13 protein-coding genes, 4 pseudogenes and 1 riboswitch are annotated in these 15,778 nt (G+C 72.2%); of the genes and pseudogenes, 8 read left to right on the top strand and 9 right to left on the bottom strand.

What is annotated here, in order from left to right:
• Positions 1-1,398: 1,398 nt before the first annotated feature.
• From EGX94_RS02350 to EGX94_RS02320, 7 genes are all read right to left on the bottom strand, one after another.
• The gene (locus EGX94_RS02350) at positions 1,399-2,466 is read right to left on the bottom strand and encodes an IS630 family transposase (RefSeq protein ID WP_081707329.1); all 1,068 of its coding nucleotides are present in this window, start codon (positions 2,464-2,466) and stop codon (positions 1,399-1,401) included.
• Positions 2,467-2,525: 59 nt separating this feature from the next.
• Positions 2,526-3,050, bottom strand: a complete 525-nt coding sequence (locus tag EGX94_RS02345) for a flavodoxin (protein ID WP_021796935.1) — start codon at positions 3,048-3,050, stop codon at positions 2,526-2,528.
• An 85-nt stretch (positions 3,051-3,135) separates the two neighbouring features.
• Positions 3,136-4,005: an aldo/keto reductase gene (locus EGX94_RS02340; protein ID WP_021796934.1), complete on the bottom strand. Its 870-nt coding sequence runs from the start codon at positions 4,003-4,005 to the stop codon at positions 3,136-3,138.
• 83 nt (positions 4,006-4,088) lie between these two features.
• Positions 4,089-4,412 carry a carboxymuconolactone decarboxylase family protein gene (locus EGX94_RS02335; RefSeq protein ID WP_021796931.1) on the bottom strand — a complete coding sequence of 108 codons (324 nt, stop codon included), beginning with the start codon at positions 4,410-4,412 and terminating at the stop codon, positions 4,089-4,091.
• 53 nt (positions 4,413-4,465) lie between these two features.
• Positions 4,466-4,879, bottom strand: coding sequence for a cupin domain-containing protein (locus tag EGX94_RS02330; RefSeq protein WP_021796932.1), 414 nt, complete (start codon positions 4,877-4,879; stop codon positions 4,466-4,468).
• Positions 4,880-5,136: 257 nt separating this feature from the next.
• The gene (locus tag EGX94_RS02325) at positions 5,137-6,225 is read right to left on the bottom strand and encodes a cytochrome P450 (RefSeq protein ID WP_051245458.1); all 1,089 of its coding nucleotides are present in this window, start codon (positions 6,223-6,225) and stop codon (positions 5,137-5,139) included.
• 248 nt (positions 6,226-6,473) lie between these two features.
• Positions 6,474-8,504, bottom strand: a complete 2,031-nt coding sequence (locus EGX94_RS02320; protein WP_123825841.1) for a bacterial Ig-like domain-containing protein — start codon at positions 8,502-8,504, stop codon at positions 6,474-6,476.
• Between the two features lie 287 nt (positions 8,505-8,791).
• Positions 8,792-8,888: riboswitch (TPP riboswitch) on the top strand.
• On the opposite strand from EGX94_RS02320, the pseudogene EGX94_RS14155 reads away from it, so the two are divergent.
• The 7 genes and pseudogenes from EGX94_RS14155 to EGX94_RS02290 all read left to right on the top strand — a co-directional run.
• A pseudogene (locus EGX94_RS14155) lies at positions 8,878-9,441 on the top strand (MFS transporter); the annotation flags it as partial. It overlaps the preceding riboswitch by 11 nt.
• A gap of 560 nt (positions 9,442-10,001) precedes the next feature.
• The gene (locus tag EGX94_RS13620; protein ID WP_226906117.1) at positions 10,002-10,202 is read left to right on the top strand and encodes a hypothetical protein; all 201 of its coding nucleotides are present in this window, start codon (positions 10,002-10,004) and stop codon (positions 10,200-10,202) included.
• 904 nt (positions 10,203-11,106) lie between these two features.
• Positions 11,107-11,262 (top strand): annotated as a pseudogene (locus EGX94_RS14235) (BCCT family transporter); the annotation flags it as partial.
• 91 nt (positions 11,263-11,353) lie between these two features.
• Entirely contained in the window at positions 11,354-11,461 is a 108-nt protein-coding gene (locus tag EGX94_RS14230) for a hypothetical protein (protein ID WP_390896265.1), read from the top strand.
• A gap of 570 nt (positions 11,462-12,031) precedes the next feature.
• Positions 12,032-12,808, top strand: a complete 777-nt coding sequence (locus EGX94_RS02300; protein WP_043121722.1) for an SDR family oxidoreductase — start codon at positions 12,032-12,034, stop codon at positions 12,806-12,808.
• Positions 12,809-12,869: 61 nt separating this feature from the next.
• Positions 12,870-13,013: pseudogene (locus tag EGX94_RS14225) on the top strand (sugar O-acetyltransferase); the annotation flags it as partial.
• Positions 13,014-13,215: 202 nt separating this feature from the next.
• Positions 13,216-13,953: an aspartate/glutamate racemase family protein gene (locus tag EGX94_RS02290; RefSeq protein ID WP_021797632.1), complete on the top strand. Its 738-nt coding sequence runs from the start codon at positions 13,216-13,218 to the stop codon at positions 13,951-13,953.
• Positions 13,954-14,016: 63 nt separating this feature from the next.
• Here EGX94_RS02290 and EGX94_RS02285 read toward each other — a convergent pair whose 3' ends face one another.
• Together EGX94_RS02285 and EGX94_RS14220 are read right to left on the bottom strand one after the other, a co-directional pair.
• Positions 14,017-14,805, bottom strand: coding sequence for an MFS transporter (locus tag EGX94_RS02285; RefSeq protein ID WP_264291249.1), 789 nt, complete (start codon positions 14,803-14,805; stop codon positions 14,017-14,019).
• A 121-nt stretch (positions 14,806-14,926) separates the two neighbouring features.
• Positions 14,927-15,211 (bottom strand): annotated as a pseudogene (locus tag EGX94_RS14220) (MFS transporter); the annotation flags it as partial.
• Between the two features lie 119 nt (positions 15,212-15,330).
• Here EGX94_RS14220 and EGX94_RS02275 point away from each other — a divergent pair.
• A complete protein-coding gene (locus EGX94_RS02275) occupies positions 15,331-15,552 on the top strand; it encodes a hypothetical protein (RefSeq protein WP_021797639.1) in 222 nt (73 codons plus the stop codon).
• Positions 15,553-15,778 lie beyond the last annotated feature (226 nt).

Raw genomic sequence — 15,778 nt, 5'->3', positions numbered from 1 at the left:
TTCTCGGGGTGTTTCCTCTGGCGGCGCTCATGGCAGATCTTTCCGTGCGTTCGCTGCCTTCGTGGAGCCCTGGGCGGTTCAATCAATTCAGGGTTCAATCATCCCGGGTTCCGGGACCTTCTCCGCGCCTCGTCCTTTGGTGGTTCACTGATCTGTGAGTCGGGCCCGCCTGGAGTGATGTGGGTTTTTCAGGCAGTGGTTGATGGTTGGTTTCGGGCTGCTGTCTTGTGTTGTTGTCTCCGTCCGGTGTCGGCTTGGTCGGGGGTCCGGTGGTCGATCGCCGAGTGGAGACGCTCGTGATCGCATCGTGACCCGGTCCGGGCTGTCACGTCCCGGATTGCATGGTTTCGGGTCGAGTGGGCCTCACGGTTCACGAGTTCCCTCCCCGAGACCGCGGTGAACGACTCGGCGGCGGCAGTGCCACAGCAGCTGCCGGTCCGCCCGACGGACGGGAGGACCCCGCGGCCGGCCATGAATCCCGTGCATCCGGCCGACGTGCATCGAGCCCCCCGATCCGAGTGGAGGACCGTGACACCACGGATCGGTGGACGGGCCCGGCGCGGCCATGGCCGAGGCCCCGGCGACGAGTCCGGCGCGCATGCGACCGGCGATCGCGCCCCCGACGACCCCTCCCCCGGGGAGCAATCCACGACGACCGCCGGGTGGGCGGATCCCCGCCGGGCCGGACCATGCGCGATGCCGCCCACCCGTCTCATCCCGGGCGCGGTGGCGGCGACGCCCCGGCCAGCCGGCCCGGCCGGCCCGGCGCCGGCACGATCCGTCCCGGCCCGTCCCCGAGGCCGACGGGCAACGGGACCCGCCGCCGCCACGATCTCGCGGACCACGCCGAGCGAGAGGCCTCGACGCCGCTCCGGGCCGGCCCCGCGCGGACCCGGCGGCAGCCGTGGGCCCGTTCGGACCCGTCGAGGAACCCGACGATGATGGCCGCCGGGTCCTCCCCCCGCCGGGCCGTCGAGGACCCGGGACGGTTCCGCCGGGCGCAGCAGCCGGACCCGGATGCCTCCACCCACCGGCGCACGGACCGGACGGGGCGGTCGCCTCCTCCGCGGCGGATGCGGCGGCGTCCCGCGCTCACCCGGACCCCCGGGCGAAGAAGGCCGCCGCTCCTTCCGGGAACCCGTTCCCCATGCGGGCCTCCCGGAGCCCCGCCCTCAGCCGTCCGATCCCGGCGTGCCCTTCCGCGGTCACGGCATCAGCGCCGAGACCGGGGTGCCCCCTCCGCCATCCTGCGACCCGGCCCCCGACCGCCTGCGCCACAGGACCGTACGATCCGGCCACCCCGGCCACCGGCCCGGACTTCTGGACGATCTCGAGAACGACTTGTTCCTTAAATTCCGCACTGTATTTCGGTGTCGACATGATCTAATTCTATGGCCGTCATGAAACAAAATCGTTTCTGGTTTCGCGGGGTGGGAGGTGTTCGAAGTCGTAGTCGAATGTTCGGCTGGCGATGTGTGAGGCGAACGCGCCGAGGGTTTCTTCGGGGGTCTCGTGCTGGATGTTCGCGGTGTTGTTCTTGGCCGTGTTCCGGACGTGCTCGACCGGGTTGTGGTCGGGAGCGTACGGCGGCAGGAAAACAGGGGTGATGCGCTCCAGCAGCCGGCCGGGCTCGTAGAGGCCGGCCAGCATCTTGGCGTGGTGGGATCGGGCGTTGTCCAGGACGACCGCGATCTTGCCGGTCTCGGTTTCTCGTTGGAGCCGGTCCAGGGAGAGGATTGTCTGCTCGGTGTTCTGGTTGCCCTCGATCGGGTACAGTTTGACTTTTTTGCTGGTCAGCGAGAGGGCGCCGAAGAAGGACTGGGACGTCTTCTTCCGGTCCACGGACAGCTTGGTGCGTTGTCCTTTCGGGAGCCACATGCGGCGGGTCTCGGCCTCGTGCTCGGGGCGGGCCTCGTCTGCCGTGTAGACCTCCCAGCCGGCGTCCAGCAGGGCTTTGACTTGGGTTTTCACTTCGGTCATGCGTCTGGTGATGGCTTTCTCGTTGCGGTGCTTGTCGAATGGGTCGGGCAGTTCGAGGCTCAGCCCGCAGAAGCGCAGGAGCAGCTGGTACGAGGAGTCCGACTGGTACTCGACGTCGAACAGGATCTTCACGACGTCACGTATCGCTGGGACGTCCCAGAACTCGGCGTGGATGCCCGTCTGGGAGGGCGGCTGGGCGAGGATTTTCTTGAGTTCTTGTTTCTGGTCGCGGATGAGTTTCGCCGCGTTCTGGTTCCCCGTATGGCCGGTCAGGACCGAGCACATCCTGGTGGCCTGCCAGTCGGCCAGCCATTCCTGCACTGTCCTCTCGGCCCGTTCGACCATCTTCGCGATGATGTCGATTCCGACTCCTTCAGAGGCGTACAGGATCGCTTCTGCTTTCATCCGAACCAGCACATGATTGTCGGAACGCTTCTTCCACCTGATCAGGACGGCGGTTTCTTCCGGGGTGACCCCGACCTGCATGCTCCGATCATATCCGGAACAGCACAGGAAATCCACGAAAAATACGGTTTCGTTTCATGTCAGCCATACCTCACGATCATTTCACCCACTGTCCGAAAAACACCAAGCACTCCACGGAGCCATGCGGCGATCTGCTGGTGGGCGCCGGCCGCCGCCGCGTCGGACTGGATGGGCAGCCCCTCGAGGATCGTCGCGCCGGGCGCCAGCCGGGCGATCATGGCGTAGGTCCCGCCGTCGCCGCCGCCCAGGTGGGTGTTGAACGGGGCGATCCGCCGGCCCGAGAGGTCGTGCTGCTCGAGGAATCCGCACACCGGCATCGGCGGGGCGCCGTCCCGCAGCGGGTGGCCCAGGAAGATCGGGTCGTGCCCGGCCGGGTCGATGTCGTCGACGAGCTCGGGGCGCAGCCCGGCGGCGCGCTCGCGCCTGACCCGGGCCAGCAGGGCCCCGTGGTGCCGGGGATCGGCGTCGTAGGGGACGACCGGTCTGATCCCGACGATGTCGGCGCCGGTCAGCGAGGCGATGGTCCGCGCCGCCCGGGCCGTACTGCCGTGCACCGAGAAGTGGACGACCAGCCCGTTGCCCATGAAGACCTCCTCAGTGCGTTCGACGGTGCCGCCGGGCGGCGGGCCCCATCCGGAGGAGGGCCCTGCCGCCGCGGTCTGCGGGGGCTCAACCCAGCTGGGTGCGGAAGACGGGGAAGAAGCTGTGCTCGCCGTAGCTGGTGAGGGGCTCGACGGCCCCGAGGGCCGTCATGTCGTCCTCGCCGATCGTGAAGTCGAGGGCGGCGTTCTGCTCCATGTGGGCGCGGTTGGCGGTCTTGGGCAGGGCCACCAGGCCGAGCTGGAGAATGTAGCGGAGGCACAGCTGCGCCACCGAGACGTCGTACCTGGCGGCGATCGCGGCGACCTCGCCGTTGTCGAGAATCGCGCCGTGGGCCACGGGGGAGTAGGCCTCGACCACCACGTCGTTCGACTGGCAGAAGTCGATGAGCTCGAACGGGGTGTTGCCCACATGGGCGAGCACCTGGTTGACGGCCGGCCTGACCCGGGCGTTGTCGATGATGTTCCGCAGGTCGTCGATCAGGAAGTTGCTCACGCCGATCGAGCGGACCCTGCCGGCGGCCTGCGCGTCCTCCATGGCCCGCCAGGCCTCGAGGTTCTCCGCGTGGTAGTGGTTGTCGCCGGCGCGGAACTCCGCCCACGGCTGGGGGCTGTGGATGATGAGCAGGTCGACGTGGTCCAGGCCGAGCCTGGTCAGCGACTCGTCGATCGAGGCGGCGGCCGTCTCGTAGGACTTGTGCTCGGCGGCGACCTTCGTCGTGACGAACAGCTCCGAGCGGGGTACGCCGCACTCGCGGACGCCGGTGCCGACGCCGGTCTCGTTGCCGTAGGCCTGCGCCGTGTCGATGTGGCGGTAACCGACGGCCACCGCGTCCTCGACCGCCCGGGCCGCGTCCGCGTCGTCGATGAGCCAGGTGCCCAGCCCGAGCGCGGGGATCGAGTTGCCGTCGTTGAGCCGGATCCGCTCGTCGTATGCCATGATCTTCCTTCCTCGTGGTCTTCTGGGTGGTCTCCTGGCGTGCCGGTGTCCGCCGGCCCGCCGCCGACCAGCCAGGGCCGCCATCAGTCGGCGTAGACCTCCTCGGCCATGCGGAGGGCCGCCCACGCCTTGGGCCAGCCGGCGTAGAAGGCCGCATGGGTGAGGATCTCGGCCATCTCCTCGGCGGTCACGCCGTGGCGTCGGGCGTTGCCGATGTGGAATCGCAGTGAATTGTCGAGGATGCCGCCGGCCATGAGCGCGGTCACCGTGACGACGCTGCGGTCGCGCGCCGAGAGCCGGTCCTCGCGCGACCAGACCTGCCCGAAGAGCACGTCGTCGTTGAGCTCGGCGAACTTCGGGGCGAACCCGCCCAGCTGGTCGCGGCCCGTCGTCACCTTGTCTGCCATCTCTTCCTCCTGCTGTCCTTCCGGCGCTCGTGGTGCGTTCGGTGCGGACCCGCTCAGCCGAGCCGGTCGTAGTCCTCGTCGGCGACCGGCTCGAGCCACTCGTTGTCGAGGCCCTCGCCGGGCACGGCGATGGCGATGTGGGTGAACCAGGAGTCGGGGGCCGCGCCGTGCCAGTGCTTCACCCCGGCCGGCACGTTGACCACGTCGCCCGGGTGCAGCTCGACCGGTTCGGCGCCCCACTCCTGGTAGTAGCCCCGGCCCGCGGTGACGAGCAGGATCTGGCCGCCGCCGGTGTCGGCGTGGTGGATGTGCCAGTTGTTGCGGCAGCCGGGCTCGAAGGTCACATTCGAGATGTTCATCTGCTCGGTCGAGAGCGGGGCCAGATGGCTCGTGCCGATGAAGTACTGCGCATAGGCGGTGTTCTCCTCGCCGAGGGGGAACGGGCCGGTGTCGATCTCGTCAGTCATGGTGGATGCATACCTTCCCGCCCGAGGCGCGCCGGTGCTGTGGCGGTGGCGTCGGCACGGCACCCGGACGGTCCTGGGCCTGGACCAATTGTCGCTCCGACGAGCCGACGGATCCAGTGCCCGGCTCCCTTTCGGGCGGCCGATCTGACGGCTCGGCCGGCCGGGTCGGGCGCGGCGCCCCGACCGACCGCGGCATGCTCCACCCCGGACGGGCGCCGGGCACTGGCTCGGCGCCCGCGGCTCCACGGGTCGGGCCGTCAGCGGGCGGCCCGGGGCGGGTGCGCGGCCGGCCGAGGGGCGCGCAGCACGACGGGCAACGACTCCCAGCCGCCCAGCGGGAACAGCGCGCGGACGCCCCGCCCGCCGGACTCCAGTCGGAAGCGCGACAGGAGCGCGCGGGTCAGTACGCGCAGCTCGAGGGTCGCGAGCGACCGGCCGGGGCAGGCGTGCGGGCCCGTGCCGTAGACGAGGTTCCGGTCGGCGTTGCCGGCCGGGTCGTAGCGGTCGGGATCGCCGAAGACGGCCGGGTCGCGGTTGGCCCGCGTCCAGTCGATGACCAGCTGCGTGCCGGCGGGCACGTCGCGCCCCGCCACGCGGACCTCCCTCGTCGTGACGCGGCGGTTCGAGGTGAACGGGTCGTCGATGCGCAGCACCTCGTCGATGGCCGCGTCGAGGGACGCGTCGTCGAGCCCGCGCCACTCGTCCTGCCTCGACCCGTCGGCGACGAGCCAGCCGACGACGACCCCGGCGCACAGGGCCAGCGAGCCGAGATCGCCGCCGGTCCAGTTGCGCAGGATCGACACGAGCACCGGGTCGGGCAGCGTCCGGCCGTCCTCGTCGCGGGTGTGGACGAGCTCCCAGGTCAGGTCGTGGGCGGCCCCGGGCTCGCGGCGGGCGGCGATGATGGCGGCGATGATGCGGTCGAACCGCTCGGCGACCTCCCGGGTGCGGGCCAGCTCGCCCGAGCGCGTCGCCTCGTGGTTGGCGGCCATCCATGCGATGAGCTCGTCCTCGAGCCCGGGCGACCAGCCGAGCCAGGCCGACTGGGCCCGGACCGCGTAGTGCGAGCCGAGGTCGCCGACCGCGTCGAGCGCGGTGCCGTCGGCGAGCGGATCGAGCAGCCCTGCGGCCGTCCTCTCGAGGGCCGGCCGCAGGGCGGCCATCCGGGCGGGGGAGAGGAACGGGGCCAGGAGCCTGCGCATCGCGGCGTGCTCGGCGCCGTCCATGCCGTTGGGCACCTGGAGGAAGCGCGAGACGCGACTGGAGTAGGTGTCCGGGTCCTGCGCCACGGCGACGGCCTCGGCATGGGTTCTGACGACGGGGCGCTCGGCCCGGTGATCGGTCATGGTGCTCCTCCCCGGCACGCCCCGCACGGGCCGAGCCGTCCGTTCCCACTGATCTTCCCCCAATTCAACCAGGGAAATGCCTGCGGGGCGACGGGGACCTGGAACGCCGGCGTGGAGCGGTGCGCACGCCCGCCCCCGGAGGAGGGCCGGCCGGGGATCCTGCGGAACCAGCCGTGCCGTCCGTCGCGCGAGGCGGTGCGGAGGCCCCAGGCGACGGAGGTCCTGAGCGGGGACGGGGGCCGGGCCCGTCAGTGGAGCGGGTCGGGGTGGTTCCCGTGCAGGCCGATCACCGTGCCGACGGCCACCATGACCGCGCCGGTGCCCATGGCCAGCATCGCGCTCTCGTCGCTGATGAGCCTGATCGACCCGTCCCCGTCGGAGCCGTTCCCGTCGGGCGGCTCGGCGATCGGGCCGGCCGACGCGCCGGGCGTCGGGGCGGCGGAGGTCCCGGGCGTCGGGGCGGCGGAGGCCCCGGGCGTCGGCGACGGGGTGCTCGAGTCGTCCACGAGACCGCTGACGTTCGAGAAGGTCACGCCGTCGGCGTCGGTGCTGACCGTCGTCACCGGATCCGCGCCGTTCTTGCCGGCGCGCACGTGCACCTGCACGTGCTCGGTGTGCGTGTCGTAGGCGATCCCGTCGGCGACGACGGCGCCGTCCGGGGTCTGCTCCGCGCCGTCGGGGACGACCTCGGTGACCGTGCAGTCGAGGGTCCTGCCGATGTCGGTGCGGTCGAACGCGGGCAGCTCGAGGGCGAAGGAGCCGTCCGCGAGGTTCGTCGTCGTGCCGAGCCGCTCGCCGGAGGCGCTCGTCGCCTGGAAGGTGAACTGCCCGGCCGCCAGGTCGGCGCCCTGGAGCGTCGTCGTGCCCGTGATCGTGGCGCGACCGCCGGTCACGGCGACCTGGACGGTCGCCGCGGCCTCGTAGTCGTCCGCGGCGTAGTGGGCGGACTGCGGCGCGTAGTAGTAGGCGACCTGGTAGACGCCGGGCGTGCTCGTGTCGACGTTGGAGACGACGCGCACGTCGGCGCTGTCGATCCCGACGTCGACCCCGGCGTGGTCGTGGATCCACTCGAGGTTGTCGGCTGGCCGCCATGCGGCGCCGACCGGGATGGTGCTGTTCACCGCGCTGATCACCTGGCGGACCGGCACCTCGGCGCCGCCCAGGGCGCCGGTGCCCGCCACGGCGGGGGAGGAGAGGGCGCCGCTGGGGAACTCGTGGGTGGTGGCCAGGCCGTCGGGGGCGTTGTCGTCCGTCTCGACCTGCCAGCCGGCGTCGCGGATCGCCGACCTCACGCGGGTCAGGTTGAGGCTGACGGTGCCGCCCGTGAAGAGGGCGTCGTCGGGGCCGGCGACGTGCGCATCGGTGCCATCGAGGTTCGAGACGGTCAGGTCACCGGCCGTCATCTCGGGCATGAGCGCCTGGATGGACTCGGGGGCGTTGGCCGAGGCGCGGTACCGGCCGGCGCCGGCGAGCGGATTCGCGCCGTCGCCGGCGCCGCCCACGCGGTGGGCGAAACGGATGCTCGTCGCCGAGTGGGCGGCGGCGGGGGAGCGGAGCTCCTCGTCGATGCCGACCCAGGTCTTCGCGCCGGGGTCGAGCCCGTCGGCGTCGACGAGCATCAGCGCGACGGACACCGTGAACGTCTCCCCGGGGGCGAGGGAACCGGTGAGCAGGAGTGAGCGCAGGGACGACCAGCCGCCGGCGGGCGGTTCGGTGCTCTCGCCCTCGGCGGTGCCGTAGGCGAGCGTCACGCCCGCGGCGTGTCGCGGTGCGGTGCTCGTCCCGTCCGACTGTTGCGGGGTGGGGCTCGTCCCGTCGGGCCCGGGCGTGGTACCCGCCTCGCCGTCCTGGTGGGCGGTGGCGCTCCCGCCGGTCGGCTCCGGCGCGCCGCTCGCCACCAGCTGCGGGGCGCCGGGCCCGGTCCCGCCGGTGGGCAGGGTCGCGGTCTCGTCCAGTTCGAGCGTGGCCTCGGTGGTGTTCGCCACCGTGATCGTGGCGGTGAGGCCGGCGTAGTCGTCGAGGTCGACGATCGAGTGGGCCCCGGCGCCGGTGGCGGAGTGGTTGGACTGCCAGGACCCCCCGCTCCGGTCGGTCACGGTGAAGTAGGCGCTGTGCGTGAGGCCGCCGTCGACGAGGGGCGCCGTGTCGGTGCCCGTCCCGGTGTAGATCGCGCCGGACTGGGCGGCGGAGGCCCCCGGCGAGCCGAGGCCGATGAGGCACACGAGCATCGCGACGACGGCGACGCCGATGCGCGCGGCCGGGCGACCAGTCGAGTCCATGGTTGATCCGCCAATCGATGCTCGAGCAGAACTGTGCGAACGGAACGATATCAGCAACCCTGAGAAACATTAAGGGTGTTCGCGGCCCCAGTTATACCCGTCCCCGAGTGCGGATGGCGCGGTGAATCAGGGTGTCGCCCGGTCGGGCCCGGAACGCCCGGGTCGTCGCGGGGCTCCTCCCGGCCGGGTCCGGGGCGTTCGATCACTCCGTCCCGTGCGCCGTGGGGTCGGCGTCGTGGCGCACGGGCCCCGGCGCGCCGCGCCCGGTGGCCCTGTGCCGTGCTGGAGCTCAGAACACGGGGTGCGCCCGGGCAGGGCGCTGGGACCGCACCCGTGGAACTTGATCCAGCTCGTACTGGCGAAAGGATGTCCGATGAGTTCACCCGCCCGCCCTCCGTCCGACCCGCCCGTCGCCCTGCCGCCCGCCGGACGTGCCGCGCTGCGCGCCGGCGTGGTCGGCAACCGGATCGACAACGTCCACGTCTTCCTGCCGCTCACCGCGCTCGCGCCGGTGATCGCCCGGCTCGCCGGTCCCGCCGCCGCGACCGGCACGGGGGCTGTCATCGTCATCGCCATGCTGCTGGGCCGCCCGGTGGGCGGCCTCGTCCTCGGGCCGGTCTCCGACCGGCTCGGCCGTACCCGCACCACCAGGCCGACCATCGGCGGCACCGCGAGCTGCGCGCTGCTCATCGGGTGCATGCCGACCCACCGGGTGCTCGGGGCCGGCGCCATCGTGCTCGTCCTGGTTCTGCGCTTTCTCGGCGGCGTCTTCGTGGCCGGGGAGTACTCGGCGGCGATCCCGCTGGCCATGGAGTGGTCGGCCCCGGGTCGCCGCGGTCTCATGAGCGGTCTGATCCTGTCGATGGCGCCCTGGGCCCAGGCCTTGGTCGCCTTCGCCGTGGCGGGGCTGCTCACCGCGCTCGGCCCGGAGCGCTACGCGGAGTGGGGCTGGCGTGTCCTCTTCCTCCTCGGCGCCGCCTGCTCGCTGGGCATGCTCGGCCACTACCGCACCCGCGTCGCCGATGCGCCGCTGTTCCACCGGCGGCGCCGCTCGTCGGCGGCGGCCGGGGGCGGCATCGGCGAGGTGCTCGTCGGGCGCTGGGCGGGCGCCTTCTGGCAGGTCTTCAACCGGGCTGTGGCTGCTCACCGACACGACAGTGCTCATCCTCACCACGAGCCTGTCGACCGATGCCGGGCTGCCGGCGGCGAGGGTCTCGCTGGCGATGGGTGCGGCCTCGGTCGCCCAGGCCCTGTCGATGACGCCCGCCGGGCACCTGTCCACCCGCACCGGCAGGCGGGCCCTGCTCGTCGGCTGGGGGATCGTCGCGGCCGTGCTCGGCCCCGTCCTGTGGCGGACGACGGTCTCCTCGCGCGGCCTCGGTCGCGCGGCCGCGCTGGCGGGCCTGCTGCAGGTGGCGACGGTGGCGGCCTACGGGGCCCGTCTCGGTCTATCTGTCGGAGCGGTTCCCCACTCGGGTGCGCTCCACCGGCTACGGCATGGGGTACAGCCTCTCGCTCGTCCTCCCGGCCCTCTACACCTTCTACCTGCCGGCGGCGCGCGGCGATCTGCGGGCTCGTCGCCCTGGAGGGGCGCTCCTCGCCGTCGGCGTCCTGCTGGGCCCCGCCCTCGGCCCCGGACGGATCGACGACGACCTCGACACCGTGGCGGACGCGTCCCGTGGGCAGGACGTCCCGTGAACGCGGCGGCCCACGCCCGGCGGGTCCGTCTCCGGCGCGGCAGTCGACGGCGCGGGCGGGGCGGCCGGTCGGGCCCGGGACGATCCGGCGCCCGGCACCCGTGCGCAACGGCGCGGGGGAGCGCTGTCGGGCGTCGACCCTGAGAGGCCTCAAGGATGTCCACGGCCCCAGGGGGCCCGTCCCCGAGCGCTGACGGCCCGGCGGATCAGGGTGCTTCCCGGTCGGCCCGGAACGCCCGTCGGTCCGAACGGGCCTGCCCGACGCGCCGACGCGCGGCTCGACAGGCGTGTCGGCAGGGGATTCGGGGTTGTCGCGGCCCGGTGCCCGAACCCCGCCGTGAGCTCGTCCGATTCCCCCGATCGGGCATGATCGACGAGGGGAGCGGGCCCGTCCTGGAGGTCCCTCCCCGTGGCCGAGCGACCGGTCCGTCCGCCGATCGGTGCGTCGTTCGGGGGCCTGGAGCCCCCGTCCGATGTGCGATCCTGCCCTCCGGGAGGATGACCCGTGACGAGTACGCGAAGTGATGCGAAGGAACCCGACCAGGGTCGGAGGATGAGGCACCCCGCCCCGCAGTGGTCCCGTGACATGTCGGCGATGCACACGCCCTCCCGCGAGGAAGGACCGTGCCGACGGACTCGGCACGGTCGACGTCGAGGAGCAGGACAACGGCGGTGCCGGCCCCTCGTGGGGCCGGCACTTCATGACCCCGGTGCTCTGGATCTCGCCGGCCGTCGTGGGCGCCGTCGCGGGTCTGGCCCTCGTCCTCCCCCAACCCTTCTACGACGCCTCTTCTACGACGCCTCGCGGACGATCCGCAACGTGATCTCGGAGCGCTTCGGCTGGTACTACCTCCTGCTCGTCGCGATGGTCGTCCTGGTCTGCCTGTTCTTCCTGGTCGTGGTGGATCGCCTGGTCGCCGTTCGTGGGCGTCTTCATCGCGCGCATCTCGCGGGGCCGCTCGATCCGGCAGTTCCTGCTGAGGGTCATCCTCATTCCGACCGTCTTCAGCTGCATCTGGTTCGCGACTTTCGGGACCCTCTCAACCTCGGCACGGATCAACGGCGCCGACCTCGCCTCGCTGCCGACCGAGAGCGTGCTGTTCGGCACGCTCGCCCAGCACCCCCCTCGAGAGGCCCCTGTCGATCCTGTCGGTGCTGCTCATCATCTCGTTCTTCGTGACCTCGGCCGACTCGGCGACGTTCGCCCTCGGCATGATCTCCGAGGACGCAACCTCGACCCGCACAAGCGGACGAAGGTGATCCGGGGGCTGCTGCTGTCCGTCCTCGGCGCCGTCCTGCTCATGGTCGGCGGTCTCGACGCCCTGCGGAACGTCCTCATCATCACGGCGCTGCATCACGGCGCTGCCGTTCTCGGTCATCATCCTGCTCATGGTGCTCGCCCTGTTCCGGGAGCTGAACCACGAACGGCTCATGATGGGCCTGCACATTGATGGGCCTGCTACATCAGGCCGACCGCGTTCCCCGAGCAGGACAAGCCCTTCCGCTCCTACGAGGACGATCCCCCTCGAGCCGGTGGAGCTCATGCAGCGCGACATCGCGCTCATGCAGCGGCTGCGGCCGGACGAGGACGGGGCGGCCTGCGATGACGAGGAGATCGAGCCGGACGCCGAGCGGATCTGACGGGTCGACCCACCCGCGCTCCGGCCCCGGCGCGGTGGCTTGGCTCGACGGGTGTGGCGGACTGTTCCTGGGTGAGGAACCGCCCCCGGTCCCATGACGATGGCCCCGGTCCTGGGCGGTGTCCGGGCGCCGACGGCGTTCGGGGACCCGATGATCCCGCGGACCTCCCGCGGGGGCAGGAGCACAGTCATGGACAGGAACTACTTCGACCTGAGCGGGCGCGTCGCGCTCGTCACCGGCTGCTCGACCGGCCTCGGCGTCCAGATGGCCGAGGCGCTCGCCTCGGCCGGTGCATCGATCGTCCCCGTGGCCCGGCGCACGCAGCTCATCGAATCCGTGGCCGGGAGGCTCGCCGGGGAGTTCGGCGTCGAGACCATGCCGGTCCGGTGCGACGTCACGAGCACCGAGAACGTGGACGCCGTCGTCGACGCGGCCCTCGAACGTTTCGGGCGCATCGACGTCCTCGTCAGCGATGCCGGCACGGGCGCCATCGGCAATGCCGAGGAGATCACCGACGAGCAGTTCCGTCAGGAGCTCGAGGTCGACCCGTTCGGCACCTTCCGCGTGGCGCGCGCCGTGGCGGGCAGGGCGATGATCCCGGCCGGCTACGGACGCATCATCAACATCGCCTCGATGTACGGCCTGGTCGGCAACATGGTCGCCGGTTCGACGCCCTACCACGCCGCGAAGGGCGGCGTCGTCAACCTCACGCGGGCCCTCGCCGCCGAGTGGGGCGGGCACGGCATCACAGTGAACGCGATCTGCCCCGGCTACTTCTACACCAATCTCACCGCCGAGACACTCGACAGCGACTTCTTCCAGCAGCACGCCAGGGTCACGATCCCGGTGCAGCGCTACGGGCGGGCCGACGAGCTCGACACGGCGGCGCTCTTCCTGGCCTCCCCGCCCTCCTCCTACGTCACCGGCGCGGCGGTGCCGGTCGACGGCGGCCACACCGCGATCTGATCGTCCGCCCCGACCGGCCGTCGGGGCGCGTCCCGGGCCGGTGCGCATCGGCGACCACTGCATGATCGGGCCGGGCACGACGATCTCCACCGTCGGCCACCCGCTCTCACCGGCCGGCCGCCGCGCCAAGCTCGCCAGGGGCGAGCCCGTCACCATCGGCGACGACGCGTGGCTGGGCGCCAAGGTCGCCATGCTGCCCGGTGCCACGATCGGCTCCAACGTTGTCGTCGCCGTCGGAGCCGTCGTCACGAAGGACGTGCCCGACAATGTGATCGTGGCCGGGGTGCCCGCCCGCGTCGTCCGGACCATCGACGACGACGTCGACCGCGGCGACTGGGGGGCAGCCGGACCGCTCGGGCGCCCGCCGCGTCCCCGGGACGGTGGCACCATGGACCCGGGAGGAACTCATGCGCAAGCTCGGACTCATCGGCGGCATCGGCCCGGAGTCGACCATCCCCTACTACCGCGGCATCGTCTTCGGGGTGCAGGAGCGCATGGGGGAGCGCGTCTTCCCGCCGATGACGATCGAGAGCCTCGACGTCTACCGGGTGCTCGAGCTGTGCGAGGGCCGCCGCTTCGACGAGCTGGTCGACTACCTGGGCGACGGTCTCGACGCCCTGGCCGCCGCTGGCGCGGACTTCGCTGCGCTGAGCGCCAACACGCCGCACATCGTCCTCGGCCGCCTGCAGGAGCGCTCCCCACTGCCGCTGGTCAGCATCGTCGAGGCCGCCCGCGCCGAGGCGCAGCGCCGCGGGCTGGGCCGCGTCGGCCTGCTCGGCACGATCTTCACCATGCGCGAGGAGTTCTTCGCCGAGCCCTTCGAGCGGGCGGGCATCACCGTCGTGCGCCCCGACGCCGACGAGCAGGAGCTCATCCAGGCCCGCATCTCCGACGAGCTCGAGCTGGGCGTCGTCCGGCCGGAGACGGTCGACGAGCTGTGCGCGATCGTTGCCGGCCTCCGGCGGCGGGCCGGCATCGAGGCCGTGGTGCTCGGCTGCACGGAGCTGCCGCTGGCGTTGGGCGACGGGAATTCGCCGGTGCCCTGCCTGGACACCGGCGAGATCCATGTCCGGGCCCTGATCGACGAGATCCTCGACGACGGGGCCCGGGACGGGGACCCGGCGGGCTCGGTGTCAGGCGCCTGACATCCGGCCCGTCAGGCCGTGGCCGAGCAGATCCGCGGGCCTGGCGGACGGGCCCGCGGAGACTCAGTCGAGGACGACGCTCTCGCCGCCGACGGCAGCGCTCCCGTCGGCGGAGGCGGTGCGCTCGTCGGCCGGGATGCGCTCACGGCCGGGTTGGGGCTCGACCCGGACCCGGAGCCCGGTGCGCCGCGAGCGCTCGACGCCGGCCAGGGCGAACGAGAGCGCCAGGGCGGTGACGGCGACGCCGACGGCGACCAGGGCCGCGGTGCGGAAGTCGGACGCGGTGGCGGCGCTCATCGGGTCGCCCGCCGCGAGGCGGCTCGCCTGGATGCCCGAGAGGACGCCCAGGAGCAGCGAGGAGCCGATGCAGCCTGCGGTCTGGAAGCAGGTCGAGACGATCGTCGTGCCGTGCGGGTGCATCGGGCGCTCCAGGCCGGCCAGCGCGAAGGTCTGCGCCGGACCCATCGTGAAGGCGGTGCCGGCGATGACCGGGGCGCAGCAGGCCATGACGAGCCAGGGGTCGGCGCTCCCGTCCAGCCCTCGACAGGGCGCCGGTGAAAAGACCACGACGACCGCGAGGGCGATCGGGAGAAAGACGCGCAGACCGAACCGATCGTAGAGCCCGCCGGCGACCGGGGACAGGACGCACGACAGGATGCAGGCCGGCAGCAGCGTGCCGGCCGCTCCGAGGGGCGAGAGGCCCAGCGCGCTCTGCAGGAACATCGGCAGGACGATGGTCATCGAGAAGACGATCATGAGCGTGAGGACGATGACGGCCAGGCCGAGGGCGAAGCTCCTGGTGCGCAGGGGCCGCAGGTCGATCAGCGGCTCGGCGATGCGGCCCTGGCGCAGGACGAAGGCGGCCGGGGCGGGCCAGGGCGATGAGCAGGGGGACGACGGCGACGGGCACGGGGCCGGTGAAGATCGTCGAGATGCCGTGGAGGACGCCGACGAGGGCCAGCGAGATGAGCGCGGTGGAGGCCGCGTCCAGCCTCGGACGGGTGATCTCGGCCTCGTCGCCGACGCAGACGAGGGCGGCGACCCAGGCCGCCGCGACGAGCACGGCGAAGAGGGCGAAGAGCAGGTGCCGGTCGCCGAGCCGGAGGATCGCGCCGGCGACGATCGGGCCGGAGGACGGGCCGAGGGTCGTCATCGCCGAGACGATGCCCATCGTGGTGCCGAGCCTCTCGGGCGTCGAGACCGTCAGTGTGAGGTTCATGCCGATCGGCACGACCATGCCGGTGCCGAGGGCCTGCACGATGCGGTGCCGAGGGCCTGCACGATGCGGGGACGAGCACGACGACGAGGTTCGGGGCGAGCGCGCCGAGGACCGTGCCGGCCAGCAGCAGGCCCAGGGCGCACAGGAGGAGCCGGTGCGTGCGCACCGAGCGGTGGAGGAGGCCGGTGACGGGCACCATGATCGCGGCGGCGGGTATGCAGGCGGTGGTGACCCAGCCGATGGCGCCCGAGCCGACGCCCGGGTCGTGCATCATCGGGGTCAGGACCACGTTGAGGAGGGTCTCGTTGAAGGTGGCGAGGAAGGTCGTGGCGGGCGGCCACGACGGCGGTCACCGCGGCGGCGCTGCGGCTCGTGCGTGAGGGGACATGCGGGGAACAGCTCTTTCTTCGTGATGGGGACACACGCGCGGGAGCGCGGTCGAGCCGGCCACGGCCACCGACAGGGAGCGGGTGATGGGGACGCATGCGCGGGAGCGCGGTCCCGGGGAGACGCGCGCGACGGTGTGCTCGGGACGGCGACTCGCCAGTGGCCGCGCAGACGGCGGCGGTGCGCTGCCCGTGATGCGGCCCGCGGACGCGTGCACGG

Source organism: Propionibacterium acidifaciens, from assembly GCF_003798325.1.
GTDB classification, from domain to species: Bacteria; Actinomycetota; Actinomycetes; order Propionibacteriales; family Propionibacteriaceae; genus Propionibacterium; species Propionibacterium acidifaciens.
Note: the sequence above shows the minus strand (reverse complement) of the source record. Positions and strands in the feature narration are given on the sequence as shown.

Coding starts and splice junctions, on each gene's coding strand:
- EGX94_RS02345 (WP_021796935.1), bottom strand. CDS start 3,050: ATGGGCAACGGGCTGGTCGTCCACTTCTCGGTGCACGGCAGTACGGCC.
- EGX94_RS02325 (WP_051245458.1), bottom strand. CDS start 6,225: ATGACCGATCACCGGGCCGAGCGCCCCGTCGTCAGAACCCATGCCGAG.
- EGX94_RS02290 (WP_021797632.1), top strand. CDS start 13,216: ATGCGCAAGCTCGGACTCATCGGCGGCATCGGCCCGGAGTCGACCATC.
- EGX94_RS13620 (WP_226906117.1), top strand. CDS start 10,002: ATGGGGTACAGCCTCTCGCTCGTCCTCCCGGCCCTCTACACCTTCTAC.
- EGX94_RS02300 (WP_043121722.1), top strand. CDS start 12,032: ATGGACAGGAACTACTTCGACCTGAGCGGGCGCGTCGCGCTCGTCACC.
- EGX94_RS02340 (WP_021796934.1), bottom strand. CDS start 4,005: ATGGCATACGACGAGCGGATCCGGCTCAACGACGGCAACTCGATCCCC.
- EGX94_RS02320 (WP_123825841.1), bottom strand. CDS start 8,504: ATGGACTCGACTGGTCGCCCGGCCGCGCGCATCGGCGTCGCCGTCGTC.
- EGX94_RS02330 (WP_021796932.1), bottom strand. CDS start 4,879: ATGACTGACGAGATCGACACCGGCCCGTTCCCCCTCGGCGAGGAGAAC.
- EGX94_RS02335 (WP_021796931.1), bottom strand. CDS start 4,412: ATGGCAGACAAGGTGACGACGGGCCGCGACCAGCTGGGCGGGTTCGCC.
- EGX94_RS02350 (WP_081707329.1), bottom strand. CDS start 2,466: ATGCAGGTCGGGGTCACCCCGGAAGAAACCGCCGTCCTGATCAGGTGG.